Genomic DNA, 22,061 nt, shown 5'->3' with positions numbered 1-22,061 from the left:
CAGGGTCGGACGGAGGGCATGTGAACTGGCCCCCATTTCGACCGGACACCTTGGACTGACCAAGGAGGCTTAAGGATAGCCTTAAGCACGTGCTTATGTCTGAGATGGAAATCATTACTGATGGTGGGCGCCGTCGACGCTGGTCTGCGGCTGAAAAGCTGCGGATCGTTGAAGAGACCCTCTACGACGGGGATAGCGTTTCCGCCGTTGCTCGTCGTAATGGCGTGGCGCCTAATCTGTTGTATCGTTGGCGTAGATTGATGCTTGAGGGAGGGAGTGTCGCTGTGACAGGGGATGACAGCGTGACCAGCAATAAGGCTGTTCGAGAGATGGAAGCCCGCGTTCGGGAGCTTGAGCGCCAGCTGGGACGCAAAACGCTGGAAGTGGAGATCTTGAAGGAAGCGCTCGACAAGTCCCGCTCAAAAAAACCGACCTTGCTTGCGCAGTCGCTCAAACCGGGCGGTTCCCGGTGAAGGCGGTGGCACAGACGTTAGGCGTATCCCGTTCGAACCTACATGAACGGCAGAGGGGAAACACGGAGCCGCGTCGGAGCTATTATAAAGCTCAGGACGCGGCGCTCTTGCCACGTATCGAGCGTTTGGTGGCGGAGCGCCCAACCTATGGCTACCGCCGGATCTGTGCAGTGCTGAACCGGGAACTCAAGGCAGAAAGCCTTGCCCCGGCAAATCATAAACGCGTCTATCGCATTATGAAGGCCAATCACCTGCTGCTGGAGCGATCCGGCTTCGACCGGCCCGAACGCGCCCATGATGGCAAGGTCATCATGATGCGGTCGAACTTGCGCTGGTGCTCTGACGGGCTGGAGTTCACCTGCTGGAATGGCGACATTATCCGCGCGGCGTTTCTGCTCGATGCTCATGATCGTGAGATCATTGCCTGGCGGGCCGTCGCCAATGCCGGGATTAGCGGCTCGGACGTGCGTGACATGCTTCTGGAGGCGGTCGAGAAACGCTTCGGCAGCTATCGTGCGCCAGAGGTGGTCGAGGTCTTATCCGACAATGGAAGCGCTTACACAGCAAAGGAAACCCGCATCTTCGCTCGCCAGCTCGGCCTGAAGTCATGTTTCACCCCAGTCGCCAGCCCGCAATCCAACGGCATGTCCGAAGCCTTCGTAAAGACGCTCAAACGCGACTACGTGCGCGTCAATCCACTACCCAATGCCGAAACCGTTTTGAATTTGATAGGAGAATGGATCGAGGACTATAACGACAACCACCCACACAGCGGCCTAAAATGGCGCTCGCCTCGCGAGTTCATCAAGGCCAAAACCGAAACCGCTTAGGTGTCCGGTGAAACGGGGGCCGGTCCAGCATGCTCATCAGTTCCATCATGCGAGCGGTGTCGATAGCGCGGCAAATGCCCTTCGCTGGGCGGGCAAGGGGAATGTCGTAACCAAGCCATTGGCACCGCGGATTATGCGGCCTGACTGCTTGCTTCTGGGTTTGACGCTTTCCAGTTCCACGGCAGCAGCTCATCCAGCTGGTTGATCTTGTGGTCGTGGATGCGGTCGAGAACGTCCGCGAGATATGCCTGTGGGTCGGCCCGTTTAGCTTTGCCGTCTCGATAATAGTCATAGCGCGGGCCAAGGTTTCCGCACCTGTGTCGGCCCCTGCAAAGAGCCAGATGAGATGACCGTTTTCCGTGACTGCAGTGCATAATTGTGCGGCGAGGAAAGGAGAACTGTTATGGATAATTTTGATGCCTATGTGGGTCTCGATGTACACAAGGATACAATCGCTGTGGCTTTTGCTGAAGGCGAACGATCCGGCGAGGTTTGCTCTTTGGGTTCAATCCCGCACGAGACGACCGCCATCAATCGAATGGTCAAGAAATTGTCGGTCAGGTTTGAAGCGATATCTTTTGCCTATGAAGCAGGTCCGTGCGGCTATGGCTTGCACCGCCATCTTCTCGGACTCGGACATGTCTGCGACGTCGTTGCACCCTCCAGAACCCCTGTTCAGCCGGGAAAGCGGCGCATGAAGAACGGCTACTGCGAGAGCTTCAATGCCCGTTTCCGGGATGAGCTGCTCAACGGCGAGGTCTTCACAACATTACGCGAAGCCCAGATCCTGATCGAACGCTGGCGGCGTCACTACAATACGGTCAGGCCCCACAGCGCCTTAGGATACCGGCCGTCAGCGCCCAAGAGCATTGTCCCGATAGACCAAAGACCGACTATGCACTAACATTCAAACTGGACCACCCGATGGGGGCACACCACAGGAACAGTTGGATGAGGTCGCAAACCAACTCAACAATCGGCCACGGAAAACCTTAGGGTTTCTCATACCAGCGTGTAAGTTAGAGCAGGTGTTGCAGTGACCGCCTGAATCCATCACCACTAATTTTAGGGGGGATTACCTTATCAATCGGAATTTTTTAAGTAATTCTGCAAAGAAAGTTCCATGTCGGCATTGGCCTCAAATTAGCGGCCTTTATCCCCTTAACCGCAGCACTGCTTTGATCAAGGCGCCACTCCATATGAGAAGAGTTAAGATTCCGAGGATTGCAGAGCCAGGTCGATCAAAGAAGGCTAGGAGATCACCTTGCGTGCTAATGAGTGACTGCATCAGATTTTCTTCAACAATTTGCCCCATGACGATTCCGAGAACCACCGGAGCAAGCGGCAGATCAGATGCATTCATGATCGTCGCCAGCACCCCTAAGCAGAGCATTACAAGTAAGCCGGTCACGTCGTTGTCGATCGCAAAAGCGCCTAGGCAGGCGAGGATCAACAGCGTTGGCGCGATGACGCTCGGCGGCACGCGCAGAACCAGCCCCGCCAAGCGGATGCCGAGCCAGCCGAAAGGAAGCAGCAACAGGTTGGCAAGGAAGAACACCAAAAACACGGCATAGACCATCTGGCCGCTTTCGATGAACACCATTGGACCTGGATTCACGCCTTTTAGATACAATACGCCAATCGCGATAGCGGTGATCGTGTCGCCCGGGATGGCGAAGACAAGCGCGGGAATCCAAGCCCCCGCAAGCGCCGCGTTATTGGCCGATCCACCAGCGACAATGGGTTCGATATGGCCCTTGCCCCAAAGCTGGGGCTCTTTCGTCGACCGCCGTGTCACCGCAACGGCGATCCAGGCGGCAATATCTGCGCCAGCGCCCGGCAATGATCCGAGCCCGGTTCCCATCACGGCGCTGCGCAGCGACGTCCACCAATAGCGTCGCCCGGCTTTGGAAATCTTCGACGGGGCAGAACCCGGCGCCGCGTCCGGCAGCGTCCGGGGCCCGCTTTTGCTGGACAGGAGGCGCAGGATCTCGGGAAGCGCGAACATGCCGATCAACGCCGGGATGAAGGAAATGCCTTCGAGCAGCACCCAAGTTCCGAAGGTAAAACGAGGATAGCCCGTAGTGTAATCCATCCCTACGCTTGCGATCAGAAGTCCGATCATCAGTGCGGCTATTCCCTTAAGCAGGTCGTCCCCCGCCACAAGTACCGCGCAACTCAGGCCAAGACATCCCAGCCAGAAGAATTCGAAGCTCGAGAAGCTCAGCGCGAAATCTGCCAGTAGGGGCGAGGCGGCGACTAGGATGATTGTCCCGATGGTGCCGCCGACCAGTCCAAACACGGCAGAGGCACCGATCACGTAACCTGCCTCGCCCTTCAGGACCAGCGCGTGAGCATCCTCCATATAGGCAGCCGAGGCGGGGGTTCCGGGGATGCGCAGTAGCGCGCCGGGAATATCTCCAGCAAAGATGGACATCGCGGCGGCAGACACGATCGACGCGATGGCCGCGATGGGCGACAGCAGGAAGGTGATCGGGATCAGGAGAGCCACGGCCATCGTCGCAGTCAATCCGGGAAGCGCTCCTACGACAAAGCCGAAGAACGACGCGATCACGATGGACAAGAGCGTGTCCGGGCTTGTCACCAGTGCGGCTGCGGACAGGAAATCTTGAAACATCTTCAAAGCATTCCTTCAAGCAGGCCCGAGGGTAGAGGCACCCGAAGCAGCAGTCGAAAAATGGCGTCGAAGGCCACCGTCAGGCCCAATGCCAGCACCAACGCGGCGAGTGGGCGGCGCCAGGCCGCCAACAGCCCACTTAACACGATGACGAAAACGAGGATCTGAAGCCCCACCGGTTCGGCAAGAACCACGATGCTCAGCACCGAGGCGACAATATAGACCGCAGCGATGATGCCGCGCCGCGTGTCGGTTCCTGGGATAAGCGTCACGATCCCGTTCCTGGCGCGGACCCCGCGCAGCACAAGCCCGCTTCCACAAAAAAGCAGGCCGATCCCCGCAAGGCGGGGGAACAGGTCCGGGCCATAGTTCTGGCCCGCGACCATTGGAAAGCTGCCCACATGCCAGATCACCGTCACCCCGAGCACGGAAAGAAGCAGCCCGATGGCCGTGTCCTGGATCTGCATTGGACGCCCCCTGTCCTGCGGTCAGTTGCCGCTGTTCAGATTATCGAAAATGGTTTGCATCTTGCCCAGATCTTCGGCCATGAAGGCCTCGAACTCGACTCCGGGACGCCACACATGCTTGAAGCCGCGCTCTTCAAGAGTGCTGACGAAAGCGTCGCTGTTGGCTGCAGCTTCGACGGCGCGGCTCAGCACGTCAAGCGCTTCGGGGTCAAGATCTTTCGGCCCGGTCACGCCGTGCCAAAGCCCGTAGCTATAATCGATACCGTGTTCGATCAGGGTCGGCACTTCGGGGAACAGATCGATCCGTTCGGATGCCATGGTTGCCAGCGGGCGCAGCTTGCCACCTTCAACCAGGGCGCGGGCTTCAACCAACGAGGCTGTCGAGAAATCGCTGTTGCCCGCCGCCACGTCGAGATGACCTTTGGTGCCGCCTTGGGTCGGGACCCAGATGACATCCTTCGGATCGAAGCCAAGTGTGAACATCAGCCCAAGGAAGCCTGCGTGCCAGCTTGCCCCCGGAGCGGCGCCAGTGCCCTTGACGGTGCCGGGATTCTCGCGGATCGCCGCGACCAGCTCTTCCATGGTTTGGTAAGGACTGTCGACACTGACGGTGACACTGCCAGGCAGTTCGTTGGTCTGGCCGATGGCGGTCATGTCCGCGTAAGTGAGCGGCGAAAGCTCCTGCGGGCTGTAAAGCGAAATATCAGAAGCAATCAGGCCGATCGTATAGCCATCAGGGCGCGCGCGCGCGATGGCGGTCTGGCCCGGAATGCCGCCACCGCCTGCGCGGTTGATTACGGTGACTGGCTGGCCGAGTTCATTTTCAAGCTCGTTGGCCAAAGTGCGCGCGACGATGTCCGTGCCCCCTCCGGCGGGATAGGGCACGATCAGCTGGATCGGACGATCGGGGTATTCGGCTGCAGCGGCGCCAGCAGCAAACGTCAGTCCTGCGATCAGCGCGGCGGCGCCGCGGCGGGTGATAGTGGTCATGTGGGTCTCCTCCCTAGTGTAAATTCGTTTAGGGCAAATCCAGCCCGTACACCTTCGCCGCGGTCCCGGCGAAGAAAGAGCGGCGGGCCTGTTCAGGCAGCTGCGCCGTAGTCTCGAAAGCCTCCGCGATCAGGTCGGGGAAGTTGAAGAACAGCCCGTCGATTGGCATGTTGCTGGCGAACATGGCGCGTTCTGCGCCAAACAATTCGATGCAGGTCAGCACAATTTCGCGCCGGGCATCGCGGGGCAGTGCGCCGCCGTGCATCCCAAGCCCGCCCACCTTGATGCAAACGTTCGGTTCCGCGGCCGCCTGCGCCAAGGCCACGCGCCAAGCATCCAGCGTGGCGCGGTCAAATCCGCCAGGCACTCCGGCGTGGTTAATAACGATCAGAGTATTCGGGAAATCCTTTGCCAGCGCCGCTGCGTCCGGGAGGTGCCAGAAGGGTGTCTGAAGCTCAAAATGCAGTCCGTATTCTGCAAGAGCGGCATAGCCATTGCGGAAATTCGGGCTATTCATCGAACCGTCCAGGCGATGATCCGGTGCCCAATCCGACGCCTTCGCGAAGGCTTTCGGCTTTTGGCGGACCGAGCGGACAAGCGGAAAGGCCGCCTGTTGCGCGATTAGATCGGCGGAATCTGCTTTCTCAAACCAAACCTGTGCCGTCATTGCCGCAGGAAAACCTGTATGCTTGCTTAACTCGGAAATCCACCGAGCCTCTCCCAATGGGTCATCCGGGGTCCACTCGGCTTCCATGTGAACGGCGGCGGTGATGACCCAGGGCGCTGCTGCGGCGCGATAATCGGTCGGCAAAAAATTGGCTTTCGCGGCACTGTAATCCCCGTAGCGATGCGGATGCAACGCACTTGGCGCCAGCCAAGGATGCTTTCCTAGGGTCAAATCCCAAACATGACAGTGGGCATCTACGATTGGAAGCGCGTGGATGTTTGGTGGTGTCGACACGTCCCCTCCTAATCCCGAACGATCGATGTGTTCGCGCACATTGCATGCAATGCAAGGTTAATGTCAAAGATTCTTTTTGAAAAGTGCGCCTCAGTTGCCCATTTTGAATGCATTTACGTAGGATTGTCTGGGGCGGGCAGGGCTTTGCGCGCAACCTTCCAGCCTGCGCGGTGGTGTGCTCGCAATAGTTCGCGGAGGAGGGGGCCTTCGCGCCGCCTTAGAGCATCCAGGATTTGGGCATGCTCACTGACCGCCTGTGCCCAACGGGCATGATCTCGATTGCCGACGAACCTAAAGCGCCGAATGCGGGCCGACTCGCTGGCATAGACACGCGATAGCGCGTCGTTCTGAGCTGCATTAATGATTTTCTGGTGAATCAGCTGGTTCAAATTGAAATAGTCCATTAGGGCGCGGCGCCCGAAAGCCTCAACCATCCGGGCATCTAGTTCAGATATTTCTTCGATCATGGAGGAAGTTGCGCGCTCAACGGCCCGCTGTGCGCCAATGCTTTCAAGGCCGATCAAGATCTCGAGAGCGTCTTCCACATCCCTTGCGGACAGTTGAACCACCGTCGCTCCTGCATTGGGACGGATCGACACCAGCCCCTCGCCCTCTAGGATCTTGAACGCTTCGCGAAGTGGCGTTCGAGAGATTCCGAGTCGTTCGGTCAATGTGCGTTCGTTGATGCGCTCACCTGGCGGGATGTCGCCGCTGACGATCAGGTCGCGTAAGAAGTTCGTCACTAAAATTGACCGCTGCCCGCGCGGCCATGCCGAGACTTCTTCTGCAAGCGCATGCCACCTGTTCTCTCCCATGGGTCCTCTCCATTGCATGCAATCAGAGTAGATTCTGGGGCGGCGATCCGCAAGGCTGTTGACTGAAGTTGTTTTGAATGCAATATAGCCGAAAAGGCAGATTTAATCGAGCTTTTGTCAAGGTAAACATCGGCATTGCGTGCAATGAGGGCCCAAAGCGCCGCTCTTCGATGCAATCTCGACACTTTTGAGGACGGTTGATGAACCACCATACCTATTTCGCCGGGGCTGATCGCGCTGTCGGCACCTGCATCATCGGCACCGGCGGCTTCGGCCGCAGCTTCCTATCGCAGGGCCTCCGGGTGCCTCTCATGGAGGTACGCATCGGCGTCGACGTGGACGCGGAGACTGCCGCGGCCGCGATGCGCGACGTCGGCATTCCCGAAAACAGGATCAAGGTTTGCAGCGATGCCGAAACGGCTCGCGCTGCTTGGGAGGCTGGGTGCTTCATCGCGGCGGCAGATTTTGCTCATGTCGCTGACCTTCCCTTCGATGTCGCCGTCGAGGCGACTGGTCACCCGGTACATGGTGCGCGTCACGCCGAGCTTGCAATAATGGCCGGCAAACATGTCGCTATGGTCTCCAAAGAGGTCGACAGCGTTGTTGGCCCCGGCCTCGCCGCCATGGCGGCGGAGAAGGGACTGATAGTCACGCCGGTGGACGGCGATCAGCCGAGTCTACTCATTGGATTGATCACTTGGGCGCAAGTCATGGGTTTCGAGATCGTCGCTGCCGGCAAGTCAAGCGAATACGATTTTGTGCATGACCCCAGTACCGACACCATCTTATGCAATAACGTCCGCTTCGATGTGCCCAACTTCGCCCCTTTCGCTCAGATGGGGTCTCTCAGCGCCGAAGAGATCGTAGCGGCCCGCGCCGAAGCAGCCCGGGAACTGCCCCAGCGCGCCGTCCCGGACCTGTGTGAAATGACAGTAGTTGCCAATGCCTGTGGCATGGGACCGGATCGCGCAGACCTGCATTGCCCGATCGCTCGCATCGACGAGGTGCCGGATATTCTTTGCCCTGTAGAGGATGGCGGTATTTTGAACAGCAAAGGTATGCTCGACGTCTTCCACTGTTTGCGGGCGCCAGGCGAGATTAGCTTTGCAGGCGGCGTCTTTGTCGTCCTTCGTTGCGACCATAGCGACACCTGGGAAATGCTGCGCAGCAAGGGGCATGTGGTCAGCCGCAGTGGGCGAACTGCGATGATTTTCATTCCGCGCCACCTGCTTGGCCTAGAAGCGGCCACCTCGATCCTCGAGGTCGGGCTGCGCGGCGTGTCGAGCGGCGCAGCTGTCCCCGGCCATCATTTCGATCTCGTCGCCTTTGCCGATACTGCGCTGTCTGTCGGGCACGAGCTGCGAATGGGCGGCCACCACCATTCCATTTCGGGCGTATCGGCCCGAATGGTACCAGCGAGTGCGCTCGATGCTGACAGTCCAGCGCCGTTCTACCTTGCCTCCAACTGCCGCCTCGCGCGCAATGTCGAGGCAGGTGCTATGATCCGTATGTGCGACCTGGAGATACCGCAGGACAGCCCGTTGGCGCGGCTGCGCGCGGCTCAAGATGCCCGCTTTTTCAATGCTTACAAGAACGCCTGAACGACATACCAAGGGAGGAATACCAATGACTTTTAATAGACGTAGCTTTCTCGCGGCCGGTGCCGCAACGCTTGCAAGCCCTGCAATCCTGAGTGCGCAAAGCACCCTCGCTTTGCGCATGGGCCATCCACACCCCGAATCCGACAGTTGGCAGGACACTGCCCTGTGGATGGCCGAGACGCTGAAAGAGAAATCCAGTGGCGAGATCACACTACAGGTTTTCCCTAATGGCCTGCTTGGAAATGATCCGACGATGATCAACTCGGTGCGTGCTGGATCGCTCGACATTATGGTCACGGGCAATCCGTTTTTTACCAGCCTTGCGCCGCAACTTAACGTACTAGACTTACCCTATCTCTTCCGAAACCGTGACCACATCGCTCGTGTCCTCGACGGCGAGATCGGCGACGAGCTACGAGCTGATTTCGAAGGCACCGGACTTTTTGCACTGTCTCTTTGGGAAACTGGCTGGCGCCACCTGACCAACAGCCGCCGTCCGGTCGAGACGCCCGAGGACATTCGCGGCCTCAAGATCCGCACCACGCCGAACCCGGCTCATATCGAGGCGTTCCGCCTGCTTGGTGCGGTGCCCACGCCGATGGCCTTTACAGAGCTGTTTACGGCACTCGAGATGGGCGCAGTCGACGGCCAGGAAAACCCCACCACGCTGATCTTGAATTCGCGGTTCCACGAGGCGCAGAAGTACCTGACACTGACGCAGCATGCCTTTACCGCGTCGCCGCTGGTGACTAACGCCGCCAAGCTTGATGCGATGGGCGAGGACCGCAGCGCCTTGCTGATTGAAACCGCGCAAGAGGGCGCCCGCCGTCAGCGCGCGATGAACGTCGAACGCGAAGGCAGCAGCCTTGCCACGCTCAAGGAAGAGGGCATGGAGGTGGTCGAGACCCCCGACCGCGACCTTTTCCGCGCCATCGTGTCGGAACCGGTGCAGGCAACCTTTGCCGATGAGTTCGGAAGCGATTTGATCGACCGGATCAATGCCGCCGCCGCCTGACCTCACACAACACGAGAGAAGACCATGGATATCGTCGATCTGAGCATGACGGTCGGGCCGCATTTCCGCTGGGCCCCCGAAATTTCCGTCAAAGGGGACAAGCAGGCCGGAGATCAGTTCCGCGTCACGCGGCTGTCGACAACCTGTCATGGCTTCTCGCATGTGGATGCGCAGGCGCATTTCATCGAAGCCGGTCCCACCATAGAGGCAACGCCTCTGAACCGGGTGGTGGGGCCGGCCCGTATCTTTGACATCTCTGCTGTCGCGCCAGACGAAGAGATCGGGGCCGAGACCCTGGAGGCCGCCGATCCGGGTGGTGCGCCGGGCGAGATCCTGCTGCTTGCTACGCAATGGGATCGCAAGCGCGATCACCAGACCCGTGAATTCTGGACCGAGGCGCCGTGGCTGAACCGCGCCGCTGCCGACTACCTTCTGTCGCTGGCACCCAGCGCCGTGGCCGTGGATTTCCCGCAGGATTACCCCATTCGCCTTCTTCTCGACGGTATCCGCGTCCCGGACGAAGAGCATGTGACCCATGACGTGCTGCTACGTGCCGGGGTGACGCTGATCGAATACGTGGTAAACACTGCCGCGCTGAAGGGGCCGCGCACTTTTCTATGCGCCGCGCCGCTCAAGATCTGCAATGCCGACGGCGCGCCCGCGCGCATCTTTGCCATCGAGGGGCTCGCATGACCCGTCCCCCCGCCTTTGTGACGGGCGTGATCCGCGCCGCCGATCAAGCGCTTGTGGCGCTCGAAGCGCTGTTGGTGCTGGTGCTGGCGGCGATGATAGTGCTGGTCTTCAGCAATGTGGTCCTGCGCTACGGGTTCGACAGCGGCATCACCGTGACCGACGAAATTAGCCGCATGATGTTCGTCTGGCTCGCCTTTGTCGGTGCAATCGCGGTGTCGCGGCGACACCAGCAGCTTGGCGTCGATTTCGTGGTCGAGGCATTACCCAAGGGGCCGCAGCGCCTAGTGCGGGTGATTGGAAATCTAGCCATCCTGTTCAGCGCGCTGGTTCTGGTGATCGGCGCATGGGGGCAGATGCAGCTCAATTGGATCAACACCGCGCCGGTGTCTGGCCTGCCGACGGCGATCACCTATGCCGCGCCCTGGTTGGGCGGGATCGGCATTGCGGTGATCGCGCTTTGCAACGCGCTTGGCGCGGCCTTTGGGCTGCCCCCAGCGGCGCATCATGAAGAAAGCGCCGGCGCATGAGTGTCATCTTGATCTTTCTCGGCGTCCTTCTGGTCGCCATCGCCGCAGGCGTGCCCATCGCCTTTGGCCTGATGCTCGCTGGCATCGCAATGCTGTGGCAGATTGGCTTTCTTGACTGGCAATCCATTGCGCTGCAGATGACCAACAGCGCCGACAGCTTTCCGCTGTTGGCGATCCCCTTCTTCCTTCTCGCAGGCGAAATTATGAATGCTGGCGGGCTGTCAAAGCGGTTGGTGAACCTTGGCCTAGCACTCGTAGGGCACCTGCGAGGCGGTCTTGGCTACGTCGCCATTGTCACTGCCGTTCTGCTAGCCAGCCTATCGGGTTCCGCCATCGCAGACACGGCCGTCCTTGCCGGGATGCTAGTGCCGATCATGCGCAAATCGGGTTATCCCATGGGACGGGCTTCGGGGTTGATTGCTTCTGGTGGCATCATTGCTCCCGTCATCCCACCGTCCATCGGTTACATCGTGTTCGGCGTCGCAGGCAATGTGTCGATTACACGACTGTTCCTATCGGGCATCGTACCCGGCCTCGCCATGGCGCTGGCGCTCACCTTGACGTGGTGGCTGATGTGCCGCCGCGAGGACATGGAGAAGCTCCCTCGCCAGTCCGGACCTGAGATCTGGTCCGCATTTTTATCCGCGTTAGTTGCGCTGATGCTGCCAGTGATCATAGTCGGCGGGCTCAAGTTTGGTGTATTCACCCCAACCGAGGCGGGGGTAGTCGCCTGCGTATACGCTATCTTTGCCGGTGCTGTTATCTATCGGGAAATAACCCTGAAGGCGCTCTATGCCTGCATGATCAACGCCGTACGCACCACCGCCGCGGTGATGCTGTTGATCGCTGCTGCCGGGATCACCGCCTATGCGATCACCATCGCGGGCGTGCCACAACAACTTGCTGGTTTGCTCGGGCCATTGGGCGACAACCAAGTCCTGTTAATGCTTGCAATGGTAGTTATCGTAATCGCTGTGGGAACTGCACTAGACTTCATTCCGACGATCTTAGTGCTGACCCCGGTGTTGCTACCCATCGCGAAACAGGCGGGCATTGACCCAGTTTATTTCGGCGTCGTCTTCATGATGTCAGCAGCCATCGGCTTGCTTACCCCGCCGGTGGGCGCTGTGCTCAACGTGGTCTGTGCGGTCGCCAAGCAACGCTATTCCGACGTGGTGCGGGGGGTTGCGCCTTTCATTCTGGTCCAGATCGCGCTGCTGCTACTACTGGTGCTTTTCCCGCAAATCGTAATTATTCCTGGCCAGTGGCTGCACTGAGCAAACCTTACGGAGAGCCCCCATGATCCTCGGAGCTATCGCGGACGACCTCACCGGCGCAACCGACCTTGCGCTGATTCTGTCCCGGAACGGGATGCGTGTAGTGCAAGTTATAGGCGTACCGGCCAGCCTTGATGCTATCGCACAGAAGGCCGATGCTGTCGTCGTCGCCTTGAAATCACGCACTATTCCCGCTGACCAGGCTATTGCGACAAGCCTCGCCGCTGCCCGGGCCCTAAAGGCAGCCGGCGCGCGGCAATTGTTTTTCAAATACTGCTCTACTTTCGATTCGACTGATTCAGGCAATATCGGCCCAGTGGCGGCAGCCTTAATGGAAGAAGTTGGCACGGACACCACCATCGTCTGCCCGTCTTTTCCCGAAAACGGGCGGACGGTCTACAAAGGTCATCTGTTTGTATTCGATCAACTGATCTCGGACAGCCCCATGAAGGACCATCCCCTGACCCCAATGCGCGATTCCGACTTGGTCCAGGTTCTGTCACGGCAGACCGACAAGCCCGTGCATCTAATCCCGCACGAGACGGTCCAGCAGGGCCATGAAGCAATCGTCGGAGCTCTTCGGCCAGGCCTTTCCATCATTGACGCGATCACCGACCACGACCTGCAAACCATCGGGCGGGCGGTGGCGGATTTGCCGCTAATCACGGGCGGCTCGGCTGCCGCCATGGGCCTGCCAAAGGTCTATCGCGAGCGCGGGTTAGTTGGTGCCCTCTCGCCTGGCGCGGGTTTTACCGCGCCGCACGGGCGCGGCGTGATCCTTGCCGGCTCATGCTCTGCCATGACCCGGCGCCAGATTATCGCTGCGAAAAAAGCCGGCGTTTCAACGCTGCACCTTGATGCACTAAAGATCGCCAGTGGCGAGACCACGCGCGAAACGGTAGTGGATTTCGTCGAAGCACAGAGCGCCGCCACGCCACCTTTGGTCTATTCTAGCGCCGATCCTGCCGTAGTGGCTCAGGCTCAGGCGGAACTAGGCCAGATGCGCGCAGGCGAGATTGTAGAGGATCTGTTGGCGGGCGTGGCCACGCGCCTTGCCGCGCAGGGCTTTACACGCATCATCTCGGCTGGGGGCGAGACCTCGGGTGCGGTGGTCGCTGCGCTTGGAATATCGGCGCTGCAGATCGGCCCAGAGATCGACCCAGGCGTGCCTTGGGTTGCCGCGCTGGATTCAGAGCGACCTTTGTGCCTCGCGCTCAAATCGGGCAATTTCGGAAGCGAAGATTTCTTCATCAAAGCTTGGGGCATGTTGGCATGAGCGGAACCATTTCTGAGGCCACCAAGTCGCGCGACCGTATCTGCGCCGTAGGCAAGTCGATATTCGACAGGGGCTTGACCTTTGGCTCGACTGGAAACATCAGCGTCAGACTGTCTGACGGATCGATGCTCATGACGCCGACTAATGCGTCTCTGGGCGCGCTTGATCCTGCTAGGCTGTCGCGATTCGACGCGTCGGGCGCCTTTTTGGATGGCGACAAACCTACCAAGGAATCGTTCTTGCACATGTGCATGTACTGTCAGCGGCCTCATTCGAACGCGGTGGTTCACCTGCATTCGACCCACTCAGTCGCCGTGAGTACGTTGTCCGATGTCGATCCAGCCGATGTCTTGCCTCCGCTTACCGCTTATTACGTCATGCGTGTCGGACGCCTGCCGCTGATCCCATATTTTGCGCCAGGTGACGAAATGCTTGCCCGCGCCGTCGAAGAAGAGGCGGGCGAAAACCACGCGGTGCTGCTGGCCAATCACGGCCCAGTGGTTGCCGGTCGCTCCCTTGAGGAAGCTCAATATGCGACCGAAGAACTGGAGGAAACAGCACGTCTTTTCTTATTGTTGCAAGGGCACCGGACGCGGCCTCTCACATCGGCCCAAGTTGCAGTCCTGCGCAAAAAGTAGTTAGGCCAATTTGCTATCGAAATTTGAGCTTTTGTAAGAAACCTCATCTGTGAGTTCCCAGCGTCTCGCCCCCCCCACTTAGGCGCTTGTTGCAATTTAAGGCACAGGTCGACCAAGATTATTCGTGTTGATTGTCACTGAGAACTGACCCAGTGGGGGTGCGGACGAAAAGTTGGACTATTGTGGAGATAGTCCATGTACAGCTACGACGAACGACTGAGCGCGGTTGGGTGTTCAGTCCCGGCATCAGGTGGATCGGGTTTAGGATGAAATGTAAGCGATGTGCCGCCCCCACCTTCCTTGTGAGCCTCTGATCTGAGATTCAGCCCTGACGGATGGATTATCAGGGAGTTTCTCCATGGAGCGCTCAACGGAGTTTCTCAGTAACATTGATTTGGTTGTGGGCCCGCGTGGTCACCGCCGGTGGCCGGATGCGGTGAAGGCGCAAATTGTGGCCGAGACGCTGGTGGAGGGTGCCTCGGTGGACGCAGTTGCGCGGCGGTATGACATGCGGGCCAATCATTTGTCGGAATGGCGGCGCATGGCCCGGGAGGGCAAGCTGGTTCTGCCTGCTTTGGCTGAAGAACCGAGCTTTGCAGCGCTGATTGTGCGCGAGGATGTCGATGTGGCACCTGAACCTGCGCAGCTGTCGCCGTTGGATCTGATATGTGGTGCTGTCACCGTGCGATTGGATGCAAGAACATCAGCGGCGCGCATTGCCGAGATTGCTCGCGCCTTGAATGCGCCCTCATGATGTTCCCTTCAAACCGGGTGCGGATCGTTGTGGCGACCAAGCCGGTAGACTTCCGCAAAGGTCATGACGGTCTGGCAGCGCTTGTCAAAAACGAGTTACGCAAAGACCCCTTTACGGGGACCGTATTTGTGTTCCGCTCGAAACGGGCAGATCGGCTGAAGCTGTTGTATTGGGACGGCACCGGGCTGGTCATGGCTTACAAGAGGCTGGAGGAGCATATCTTCACCTGGCCTGCCATCAAAGATGGCTTGATGGCGCTGAACCACGCCCAGTTTGAAGCGCTATTCTCAGGATTGGACTGGCGGAAAGTAAGGGCTTTGTCCGCGCGTCCGCCGACTGCGGCAGAATGAATCAGGCCGTCTTTTGCAGAGGTATTGAGGTGCAGGAAATGGTAGTCATTCCCCATGTCAAAACCTGCCGATCTCCCTAATGATATTGAGGCCCTGAAGGCGCTGCTTGCCGCCTCAGAGGACCGCAATCTGCGCAAGCAGGATCGTATCGATCAGTTGGAGAAACTGGTTGCTGACTTCAAGCGTGCGCTGTTTGGCGCACGCTCTGAGAAGGCCGATCCCGAGCAGTTTGAGCTGGCGCTGGAAGACATCGAAACGGCGATGGCGGCGGTCCACGCTGAAGATGACGCGGTGGATCCACCTGCATCGCGCCCGACAAAACCGCGCAATACCAACCGTGGCTCATTCCCCAAACATTTACTGCGTATTGAAGAAGTGATTACGCCCGATAGCATGACCTGCGGCTGCGGTGCTGAACGCCATATGATTGGTGAGGATACGTCTGAACGATTGGACATCATCCCCGCCCAGTTCCGTGTGATCGTTACCCGCCGCCCAAAGTATGCATGTCGGTCCTGCACCAATGGGGTTGTTCAGGCACCCGCACCCGCCCGGCTTATCCCTGGTGGTATGCCGACAGAGGCAACGGTGGCGCATGTTGTTGTCAGCAAATACGCGGATCACTTGCCGTTGTATCGCCAAGCACAGATTTACAGCCGCCAAGGCATCGATCTGGATCGCTCCACCCTTGCAGGATGGGTCGGCAAGGCAGCCTATGAACTCCGTCCTGTCTTCGATGCGTTAATGGCTGATCTGAAAAGCTCAACCAAATTGTTCATGGATGAAACAAGAGCACCAGTGCTTGATCCTGGCAAACGTAAAACCAAAACTGGTTACTTCTGGGCACTGGCCCGCGATGACAGGGCTTGGTGTGGAGCGGCTCCACCGGGCGTTGCCTTTACATATGCGCCCGGGCGTTCCGGCCAATATGCAGATGACATTTTGAAAGGCTTCTCTGGCATCCTCCAAGTGGACGGATATGCCGGGTATAACCGCTTACTCAAACGCGCCGATGACAATGTCGTCTTGGCCTACTGCTGGGCCCACGCACGTCGCAAACTGCACGAAGTTGCACAATCTGGCACTGCCCCCATCGCCGAAGACGGGCTGAAACAGATCGCTGCGCTCTACCTGATCGAAAAGGATATCCGGGGTCTGGCACCCGAGGTGCGATTGGCAGCACGGCAAGACCAATCGGCACCGTTGATCGTCGCGTTTGAGGAGTGGCTCACGACCAACCGCGCGCGGCTGTCTGCTAAAGCCCCTTTGGGTGAAGCGCTCAAATACATCGCAAAATACTGGGACGGGCTGTGCCTGTTTTTGACCGACGGCCGCATCGAAATGGACAGCAACGCAGTGGAGCGCACGATCCGTCCCATAGCTCTGAACCGCAAAAACGCACTCTTCGCTGGCCACGACGACGGGGCCACAAACTGGGGCGTCATCGCTTCCTTGATCGAGACCTGCAAATTGAACAGTGTCGATCCGCATGCCTATCTGACAGATACGGTCACTGCCATCGTCGCAGGCCACAAACAAAGCCAGATCAACGATCTGCTACCATGGAATTACGCTAAATAGGTGGGATCGGCGCACCGCTTACGATGAAATTGTCTGGCTCGGATGTCCAGATCTTGCAGATGTATTCGTAGGGCGTGAGACCGCCGAGGGTCTTGAGCCTGCGCGCGAAGTTGTAGGCTGCCATGAAGTCCGCCAAGTGGGTGCGCAGTTGGTCGTGGTCATCGTAGTGGAAATGCTTGACCGTCGCGTCTTTGATCGTGCGGTTCATGCGCTCCACCTGACCGTTGGTCCACGGATGGTTTGGCTTGGTAAGGCGATGCTCGATACCATTGGCCTCACAGATCATGTCGAAACGCATTGGCCTTAAATATGCGGTGTTGCGATTGCGCGGTTGCTCAGCGAACTGGATGCCGTTGTCGGTCAAAATGGTGTGGACGCGATAAGGCACTGCTTCGAGCATGATCTGCAAGAACTCCCAGGCGGTCTTAATTTTAGGGGGATTACTCTATGGACATGCAGTTAACGCGCGGGGGAGTGGAAGAATTTTATTCGCTATTGATCCAGAGCTACGAAACGTATCCGGCACCCAAGTTTAGGTACCAGCCGCACCGATAGGCAGACAAGCGTGAGGTCAAGCCTTTGGCAGCAGATTTTCAGTTGTCACTTCAGCAGTTCTTGGCGTCGTTGAGTTATCTATATAAAATATGGCATCTGAATTGGATTTTGGGGACCTACTTAAAATTGCGAGGGTGAAATGAATGATACGTCGACACGCAGGAGGAGCCTGTAGGAAGAGGGGTGAAGTAACTAACGCGGAAAAATGTGACTGGCAGGATTTTTCGCAAGTCATTGATTTTGAATCAGTAATTGACGAATCGTGAGGGGTGGTGTCCAGATGTTTCTAGGAAGCCGGGCTGATCCTCTGATTTGTCGTAAACATGAGAAGGGCAGGGTGCAGGCTGAACAGAACCGATCTTTTGTCTAAACGCCGTTCTGGCACATCCCTAAGCATCCTCGGTCTGAGATTGCATCAACACAATGATGTCCTTGTGTCATCGTAACAAACAAAACAAGGAGGCTTTAACGTTCAGGTGTGGTGATATCCGCCAACAAATAAATACCCGTATCGCCAATGCGTTGTGTTTCCAGAGGTCGCCACTCGGATATGGCACGCACTTTCGATTACACACCTAGGCATGCTGACATTCTAATACTGATCCCGTCAGCCCGGCCAAATGACCACCGAGGTCTGTTCCGAGTCCGAAACCCAACATCACGCGTCATCTAACGATGGTCGCGAACGAGAAAGTTATGCCATGATTCATACTTCCACCGAAATTTCTACCGACATTGATGGTGGAGACGCCATTGTTAGTGCCGCGCCTTACACGGCTGACCACCTTTACGTCACACAGTTTAGCCCGGAATCAATTGCCGACTTTAATGAGAGCGTTGAGCTGGCAGATCGTCTTGTGCGTCTGGAAGATCACTTCGAGAAGACGGAGACATACCACCGCTTTCGGGAGCGTGTTTTTGGCGTTCTTGCCATGCGTGAGTCCCGTCTGAGGGTTGGAAAGACCGAGCTCAAGGGGGCGGTGCTTATCGGCCCTGCAGGGGCGGGCAAGTCCCGGATTGCGGAAGAGGTCATCGCGGAACACCAAGGGCTGACGAAACTGTCTGGAAATTGGCGTTTCGGTACGAGGATTTTGAGTGTTGTCGTTCCTGGTCGCTCCACCGTTAAGGAAAGTCTCACCGCCATTTTGCATGCTCTGGGGCACCCGGCGAAGGGGCGGCGGGATGAAACTTATCTGACAAACCTGGTCATGGAGTACCTGAAGGAATGCCGTATTGCGGCTGTTCATCTTGATGAGGTTCAGGACAGCGGGCGCTACAAGACCAAGGACAGCGTGGAGGCTTTCCTCAAGGTTTTTCGCAACATGATGCAGCACAAAGAATGGCCGGTCTGCCTCATTATGACGGCAACGCCAGAGGCCCAGCATTTGGTCAATATGGACGAACCCCTGAAGCGCAGGCTGCGGCCCATGGAGATGCGCCCAATGACATTTGATGCGGACGGGCAGATGCTCCGCAATGCTCTTAAGCGGCTGTTCAAAGATGCGGGTATCTCTGATCCTGGCATTCTCTCTCACGATGAATTCGTCAGAATTCTTATCCACGCGTCCGCCGGTCGGCTCGGTGTTGCCATTGAAATGGCGATTGAGGCAATTGGAGGATGCTTGGGAGAGGGAGGCGACGTCATTGACATGGGGCACTTTGCGGACGCCTACGAGATCCGTATGGACTGCGATGAAGAATTGAATCCTTTCGTTGCCGAGCACTGGTCGACGATTGATACCATGAAAGCATTGCAGCGATACGAAGAGGAACGGCAGGTCAACAGGCGCCGCCCTAAGTAAACTTCCAGATCCGATCTCCTGTCAGAACAATGGCCGCCCTCTGGGCGGCTTTTTCGTTTTCGCTACTATAGAAGGGGGAATTGGTTCTGGTTTGAGACGGTTTTTAGGCGTCGTAGCACGTTTTTTTCGTGTCGTAAGTCGGGGTCCTAAATGTCGCTTTAAGGCTTAAGTCATTGATTTATAGCGATATAAATTTAAGAGAAGACGTAATACCTATGTCGGACGTCAGTTGTCGGACACAGGAAATAATGGCCATTGCTGCTGTTTTTTGACCTTTCGACCCATATCAAATGGCCATTATAAATTTTCTGAACGCTTAAGTATTTGAAATAGATTAATTTCCTGAATGCCGATCCGAAAGGGTCGGCATTTCGCGTTGCAGTCTAGGAGGCTGGGCGCGGCCGTTGACGGAAGGCATTAGATGTTCGCATAAAGTTCTCTAGGATCCGGATCCTCTCGATTAACCCCAGGCAGCCATTCGCTGTCGAATGCTGGTCACCAAGTTGCTGGTGAACCGGCCAAAAGAGGACGTTAAATGCCACGCATCAAATTTGCCGACGTGAGTTTCCCGGACCCGAATGCCCCGTCGGTCTTTGACATTGAACATAGGTTGAAACAGCACCTGATCAATTTCCGAGAGAAGATGGGCAAATGCAAATCGGACAATCAAATCTCTGACCGAGATCGGCGCAATATTCAGCGGAAGATAGCAGCCTACAGAGACGCGGTTTCACGTAGATCAGGCATGGGCCATCTTGCAGACAAAGACCGCCAGAGGCTGGAGATGTTTCGCAATGGCGCCACGCTGGTTCATGTCGAATCCGAACACCGCGCCGATGAGATTGCCTCTGCCATCCATTGCGAGATGCCCTGGATGGCAGAGGCAACGGAGAGAATCTGGCAGGACATGCGCGCCTCTGTGCGCAACGGTGATGCGGCACCACGGTTGAAGCCTCTGCTTTTGGTCGGGCCACCTGGCATCGGGAAAACCTATTGGGCGCGCGCCTTGGCGCAGCATTTGATGGTACCGACGTCAGTGATCGAAGCTACTGGCGAACCCGCTTCATTCTCCGTCACCGGATCCCAACGTGGATGGGGATCCGCCGGGCCGGGAAAGCCCTTGGAATCGATCATGGCCAGTGGTGTTGCGAACCCGGTTGTCGTGGTTGATGAGATCGAGAAAGCCGGCACGGTCGAGTCCCGCAGCGGGCAACGGTTTAATTTATCTGAAGGCCTTTTGCCATTGCTCGAGCGCTCGACGGCCACGCAATGGTCTTGCCCCTATTTCCGCGTATCTTTCGATATGTCTTGGATCACATGGATCATGACCGCAAACAGCGTGGATGGATTGTCCGCACCGTTTCTCAGCCGTTGCCCGCCTTTAACAATCCCTCCGTTATCTATGGAGCATCTGCTTGGATTTGCAGATCGTTTGGGTGCAGAAAGGAACCTCCCGCCCGAAGCCGTTTATGCCGTTAACGAGGTCATTAAGGCCATCAAGGCTCCGCAACTCATAAGCCTACGTTCAGTCGCGAAAATGCTGGATTCTGTCGAGCAGGTGATCAACCGACCGAACTTACATTGACAGAGAGAAACCGGGCGCGAGCCCAGAGAGCTTGTGACTCAATCTAACGAAATAGGTTCTATAGGAGGTATTGATGCCTTTCAACGTTCATCGCGGGATGCGTTCGCGGACCCAACCCCTCACTTCAGCCGAAGCTGAACCATGTCCATGCAAGGTAGTTGAATCATCGCCGCGCCGCGTTGTGAAAGCTCTGAAGGGTATTCCCATCCTCTTGGGGGGATACCAAATTTCCCACTTGGAGCCGGTAGCCCGATTAGCACCTCGCAAGAGGTTGAGGTTGGCATCAGGCGGCTTCAAAAGTTCTTCTGAGTTTGCGGGCAGTGGTTCGGAGGATCATAGACCAAGGAAGCTCAAATACGATGTCCGCAGTCGAGCTGGTGGCGGGCCGCCTGCGCGCCTGAAACTGTATGCTAAGCATTCGGTGCTGCGAAAGATCTCAAAGACCCTAAGAGTCCGTATTAACCCGAGCATGGATACACTTGGACCGTACATTGTCATCGACGATGTGACATCAGCGGAAATTTTGACGATTGCGCAGATATTTGAGAATTGAGGGCCAGGGTTTCCGACAGAGAGGTGCGGGAAGCAGTCGTTCGCTACGGTCTGGGCCAAAGTCCGCTATGCGGACAAAGCAGACATCTTCTGACTTGCTGTGACTAGCAGGACATTTACCTTCGCAAACACAGGTATGGGAGAATGAAACTGTGCAGAAAATAGCGACATCCAATCCGAATTTCATGATCCAACACGCTTCTCCGGATGATGCGGGGCTTGTTGTCGAATACATGAAAAAACTGGGCGCCTATCAAAAGATGTCGGACAAGATCACGGCAACTGAGCCTCAGATCAAACGGCTTCTGAATGAAAAACTGGGCGAAGCGCTGTTTGGATACTACAAGGGCGAAATTGCGGGCTTTGCCTATTTTTGCCAGAAGTCATCTGCATTTACTGGACGGTCAGGAATCTATATCGATGGATTCTTCGTGGATACGAAAGTCCGCCATCAGGGTCTTGGCAAGATCATTATGGGGTATCTTTGCTCTCTTGCCCTCAAGAGAAACTGCGAGATGATGGAATGGGGGGTTCTGGACTGGAACAAACCCACCATCGAATTCTACAGAAGCCTTGGCGCCTATAGCGTAGACGAGATGACGATTTTCAGGTTTACGCCGGACGATCTGAAATCAAATGCTCTGGCATTCGAGGGCAAGCCATAACCATCTGTGATAGACG

Annotated in this window: 19 protein-coding genes and 3 pseudogenes; 15 read left to right on the top strand and 7 right to left on the bottom strand. The window is 57.2% G+C overall.

Features of this window, described 5'->3' with window-relative positions:
• Window positions 1-95 precede the first annotated feature (95 nt).
• A protein-coding gene (locus tag DSM110093_RS13460) for an IS3 family transposase (RefSeq protein WP_243265563.1) occupies window positions 96-1,303 on the top strand; the annotation gives its coding sequence in 2 pieces (ribosomal slippage) (window positions 96-420 and window positions 420-1,303; 1,209 coding nt in all).
• Window positions 1,304-1,434: 131 nt separating this feature from the next.
• Here DSM110093_RS13460 and DSM110093_RS13455 read toward each other — a convergent pair.
• Window positions 1,435-1,643: pseudogene (locus tag DSM110093_RS13455) on the bottom strand (transposase domain-containing protein); the annotation flags it as partial.
• Between the two features lie 357 nt (window positions 1,644-2,000).
• Between DSM110093_RS13455 and DSM110093_RS13450 the strand changes: the two are divergent.
• A pseudogene (locus tag DSM110093_RS13450) lies at window positions 2,001-2,207 on the top strand (transposase); the annotation flags it as partial.
• A 249-nt stretch (window positions 2,208-2,456) separates the two neighbouring features.
• Here the strand turns inward: DSM110093_RS13450 and DSM110093_RS13445 are convergent.
• The 5 genes from DSM110093_RS13445 to DSM110093_RS13425 form a co-directional block, all read right to left on the bottom strand.
• Window positions 2,457-3,941, bottom strand: a complete 1,485-nt coding sequence (locus DSM110093_RS13445; protein ID WP_243265562.1) for a tripartite tricarboxylate transporter permease — start codon at window positions 3,939-3,941, stop codon at window positions 2,457-2,459.
• 2 nt (window positions 3,942-3,943) lie between these two features.
• Window positions 3,944-4,408 carry a tripartite tricarboxylate transporter TctB family protein gene (locus DSM110093_RS13440; protein WP_243265561.1) on the bottom strand — a complete coding sequence of 155 codons (465 nt, stop codon included), beginning with the start codon at window positions 4,406-4,408 and terminating at the stop codon, window positions 3,944-3,946.
• Window positions 4,409-4,429: 21 nt separating this feature from the next.
• Entirely contained in the window at window positions 4,430-5,398 is a 969-nt protein-coding gene (locus DSM110093_RS13435; RefSeq protein ID WP_243265560.1) for a tripartite tricarboxylate transporter substrate binding protein, read from the bottom strand.
• A gap of 28 nt (window positions 5,399-5,426) precedes the next feature.
• Window positions 5,427-6,359, bottom strand: coding sequence for an amidohydrolase family protein (locus tag DSM110093_RS13430; RefSeq protein WP_243265559.1), 933 nt, complete (start codon window positions 6,357-6,359; stop codon window positions 5,427-5,429).
• 113 nt (window positions 6,360-6,472) lie between these two features.
• Window positions 6,473-7,174, bottom strand: a complete 702-nt coding sequence (locus DSM110093_RS13425) for a GntR family transcriptional regulator (RefSeq protein WP_243265558.1) — start codon at window positions 7,172-7,174, stop codon at window positions 6,473-6,475.
• 200 nt (window positions 7,175-7,374) lie between these two features.
• Between DSM110093_RS13425 and DSM110093_RS13420 the strand changes: the two genes are divergently transcribed.
• From DSM110093_RS13420 to DSM110093_RS13375, 10 genes are all read left to right on the top strand, one after another.
• The gene (locus DSM110093_RS13420; RefSeq protein ID WP_243265557.1) at window positions 7,375-8,775 is read left to right on the top strand and encodes a flagellar biosynthesis protein FlgA; all 1,401 of its coding nucleotides are present in this window, start codon (window positions 7,375-7,377) and stop codon (window positions 8,773-8,775) included.
• Window positions 8,776-8,800: 25 nt separating this feature from the next.
• Window positions 8,801-9,790, top strand: coding sequence for a TRAP transporter substrate-binding protein (locus DSM110093_RS13415; RefSeq protein WP_243265556.1), 990 nt, complete (start codon window positions 8,801-8,803; stop codon window positions 9,788-9,790).
• Window positions 9,791-9,814: 24 nt separating this feature from the next.
• Window positions 9,815-10,483 (top strand): cyclase family protein, encoded by a 669-nt coding sequence (locus DSM110093_RS13410; RefSeq protein WP_243265555.1) that lies wholly within the window; start codon window positions 9,815-9,817, stop codon window positions 10,481-10,483.
• Entirely contained in the window at window positions 10,480-11,010 is a 531-nt protein-coding gene (locus DSM110093_RS13405; protein ID WP_243265554.1) for a TRAP transporter small permease, read from the top strand. The genes DSM110093_RS13410 and DSM110093_RS13405 overlap by 4 nt, the downstream gene beginning before the upstream one ends.
• Window positions 11,007-12,287 carry a TRAP transporter large permease subunit gene (locus DSM110093_RS13400; protein WP_243265553.1) on the top strand — a complete coding sequence of 427 codons (1,281 nt, stop codon included), beginning with the start codon at window positions 11,007-11,009 and terminating at the stop codon, window positions 12,285-12,287. Before DSM110093_RS13405 ends, DSM110093_RS13400 begins: the two co-directional genes overlap by 4 nt.
• Before the next feature lie 22 nt (window positions 12,288-12,309).
• On the top strand, window positions 12,310-13,563 hold the full coding sequence (otnK, locus tag DSM110093_RS13395) for a 3-oxo-tetronate kinase (protein ID WP_243265552.1): 1,254 nt from the start codon (window positions 12,310-12,312) through the stop codon (window positions 13,561-13,563).
• A complete protein-coding gene (otnC, locus tag DSM110093_RS13390) occupies window positions 13,560-14,201 on the top strand; it encodes a 3-oxo-tetronate 4-phosphate decarboxylase (protein ID WP_243265551.1) in 642 nt (213 codons plus the stop codon). Before otnK ends, otnC begins: the two co-directional genes overlap by 4 nt.
• Before the next feature lie 358 nt (window positions 14,202-14,559).
• Window positions 14,560-14,955: a transposase gene (locus DSM110093_RS13385; RefSeq protein ID WP_243264857.1), complete on the top strand. Its 396-nt coding sequence runs from the start codon at window positions 14,560-14,562 to the stop codon at window positions 14,953-14,955.
• The gene (tnpB, locus tag DSM110093_RS13380; RefSeq protein WP_243264858.1) at window positions 14,952-15,305 is read left to right on the top strand and encodes an IS66 family insertion sequence element accessory protein TnpB; all 354 of its coding nucleotides are present in this window, start codon (window positions 14,952-14,954) and stop codon (window positions 15,303-15,305) included. Before DSM110093_RS13385 ends, tnpB begins: the two co-directional genes overlap by 4 nt.
• 54 nt (window positions 15,306-15,359) lie before the next feature.
• Complete coding sequence (locus DSM110093_RS13375) at window positions 15,360-16,886, top strand: IS66 family transposase (protein ID WP_243264859.1); 1,527 nt, start codon at window positions 15,360-15,362, stop codon at window positions 16,884-16,886.
• Here the strand turns inward: DSM110093_RS13375 and DSM110093_RS13370 are convergent.
• Window positions 16,879-17,307, bottom strand: a pseudogene (locus DSM110093_RS13370) (integrase core domain-containing protein); the annotation flags it as partial. The gene DSM110093_RS13375 and the pseudogene DSM110093_RS13370 sit on opposite strands and share 8 nt — an antisense overlap.
• Window positions 17,308-18,142: 835 nt before the next feature.
• Between DSM110093_RS13370 and DSM110093_RS13365 the strand changes: the two are divergent.
• The 3 genes from DSM110093_RS13365 (at window position 18,143) to DSM110093_RS13355 (ending at window position 22,045) form a co-directional block, all read left to right on the top strand.
• Entirely contained in the window at window positions 18,143-19,243 is a 1,101-nt protein-coding gene (locus DSM110093_RS13365; protein WP_243265550.1) for an ATP-binding protein, read from the top strand.
• Window positions 19,244-19,853: 610 nt separating this feature from the next.
• Window positions 19,854-20,828: an AAA family ATPase gene (locus tag DSM110093_RS13360; protein ID WP_243265549.1), complete on the top strand. Its 975-nt coding sequence runs from the start codon at window positions 19,854-19,856 to the stop codon at window positions 20,826-20,828.
• A gap of 704 nt (window positions 20,829-21,532) precedes the next feature.
• The gene (locus DSM110093_RS13355; protein ID WP_243265548.1) at window positions 21,533-22,045 is read left to right on the top strand and encodes a GNAT family N-acetyltransferase; all 513 of its coding nucleotides are present in this window, start codon (window positions 21,533-21,535) and stop codon (window positions 22,043-22,045) included.
• Window positions 22,046-22,061: the final 16 nt, after the last annotated feature.

The organism is Sulfitobacter sp. DSM 110093, assembly GCF_022788715.1.
In the GTDB taxonomy this organism is placed as follows: Bacteria; Pseudomonadota; Alphaproteobacteria; order Rhodobacterales; family Rhodobacteraceae; genus Sulfitobacter.
The sequence above is the reverse complement of the archived record's forward strand: the minus strand, read 5'-3'. Positions and strand labels throughout refer to the sequence as shown.

What these genes read in the sequence shown, in the direction of transcription:
- DSM110093_RS13445 (WP_243265562.1), bottom strand. Translation starts at nt 3,941, where the DNA reads ATGTTTCAAGATTTCCTGTCCGCAGCCGCACTGGTGACAAGCCCGGAC.
- DSM110093_RS13440 (WP_243265561.1), bottom strand. Translation starts at nt 4,408, where the DNA reads ATGCAGATCCAGGACACGGCCATCGGGCTGCTTCTTTCCGTGCTCGGG.
- DSM110093_RS13435 (WP_243265560.1), bottom strand. Translation starts at nt 5,398, where the DNA reads ATGACCACTATCACCCGCCGCGGCGCCGCCGCGCTGATCGCAGGACTG.
- DSM110093_RS13425 (WP_243265558.1), bottom strand. Translation starts at nt 7,174, where the DNA reads ATGGGAGAGAACAGGTGGCATGCGCTTGCAGAAGAAGTCTCGGCATGG.
- DSM110093_RS13420 (WP_243265557.1), top strand. Translation starts at nt 7,375, where the DNA reads ATGAACCACCATACCTATTTCGCCGGGGCTGATCGCGCTGTCGGCACC.
- DSM110093_RS13415 (WP_243265556.1), top strand. Translation starts at nt 8,801, where the DNA reads ATGACTTTTAATAGACGTAGCTTTCTCGCGGCCGGTGCCGCAACGCTT.
- DSM110093_RS13410 (WP_243265555.1), top strand. Translation starts at nt 9,815, where the DNA reads ATGGATATCGTCGATCTGAGCATGACGGTCGGGCCGCATTTCCGCTGG.
- DSM110093_RS13405 (WP_243265554.1), top strand. Translation starts at nt 10,480, where the DNA reads ATGACCCGTCCCCCCGCCTTTGTGACGGGCGTGATCCGCGCCGCCGAT.
- DSM110093_RS13400 (WP_243265553.1), top strand. Translation starts at nt 11,007, where the DNA reads ATGAGTGTCATCTTGATCTTTCTCGGCGTCCTTCTGGTCGCCATCGCC.
- otnK (WP_243265552.1), top strand. Translation starts at nt 12,310, where the DNA reads ATGATCCTCGGAGCTATCGCGGACGACCTCACCGGCGCAACCGACCTT.
- otnC (WP_243265551.1), top strand. Translation starts at nt 13,560, where the DNA reads ATGAGCGGAACCATTTCTGAGGCCACCAAGTCGCGCGACCGTATCTGC.
- DSM110093_RS13385 (WP_243264857.1), top strand. Translation starts at nt 14,560, where the DNA reads ATGGAGCGCTCAACGGAGTTTCTCAGTAACATTGATTTGGTTGTGGGC.
- tnpB (WP_243264858.1), top strand. Translation starts at nt 14,952, where the DNA reads ATGATGTTCCCTTCAAACCGGGTGCGGATCGTTGTGGCGACCAAGCCG.
- DSM110093_RS13375 (WP_243264859.1), top strand. Translation starts at nt 15,360, where the DNA reads ATGTCAAAACCTGCCGATCTCCCTAATGATATTGAGGCCCTGAAGGCG.
- DSM110093_RS13365 (WP_243265550.1), top strand. Translation starts at nt 18,143, where the DNA reads ATGATTCATACTTCCACCGAAATTTCTACCGACATTGATGGTGGAGAC.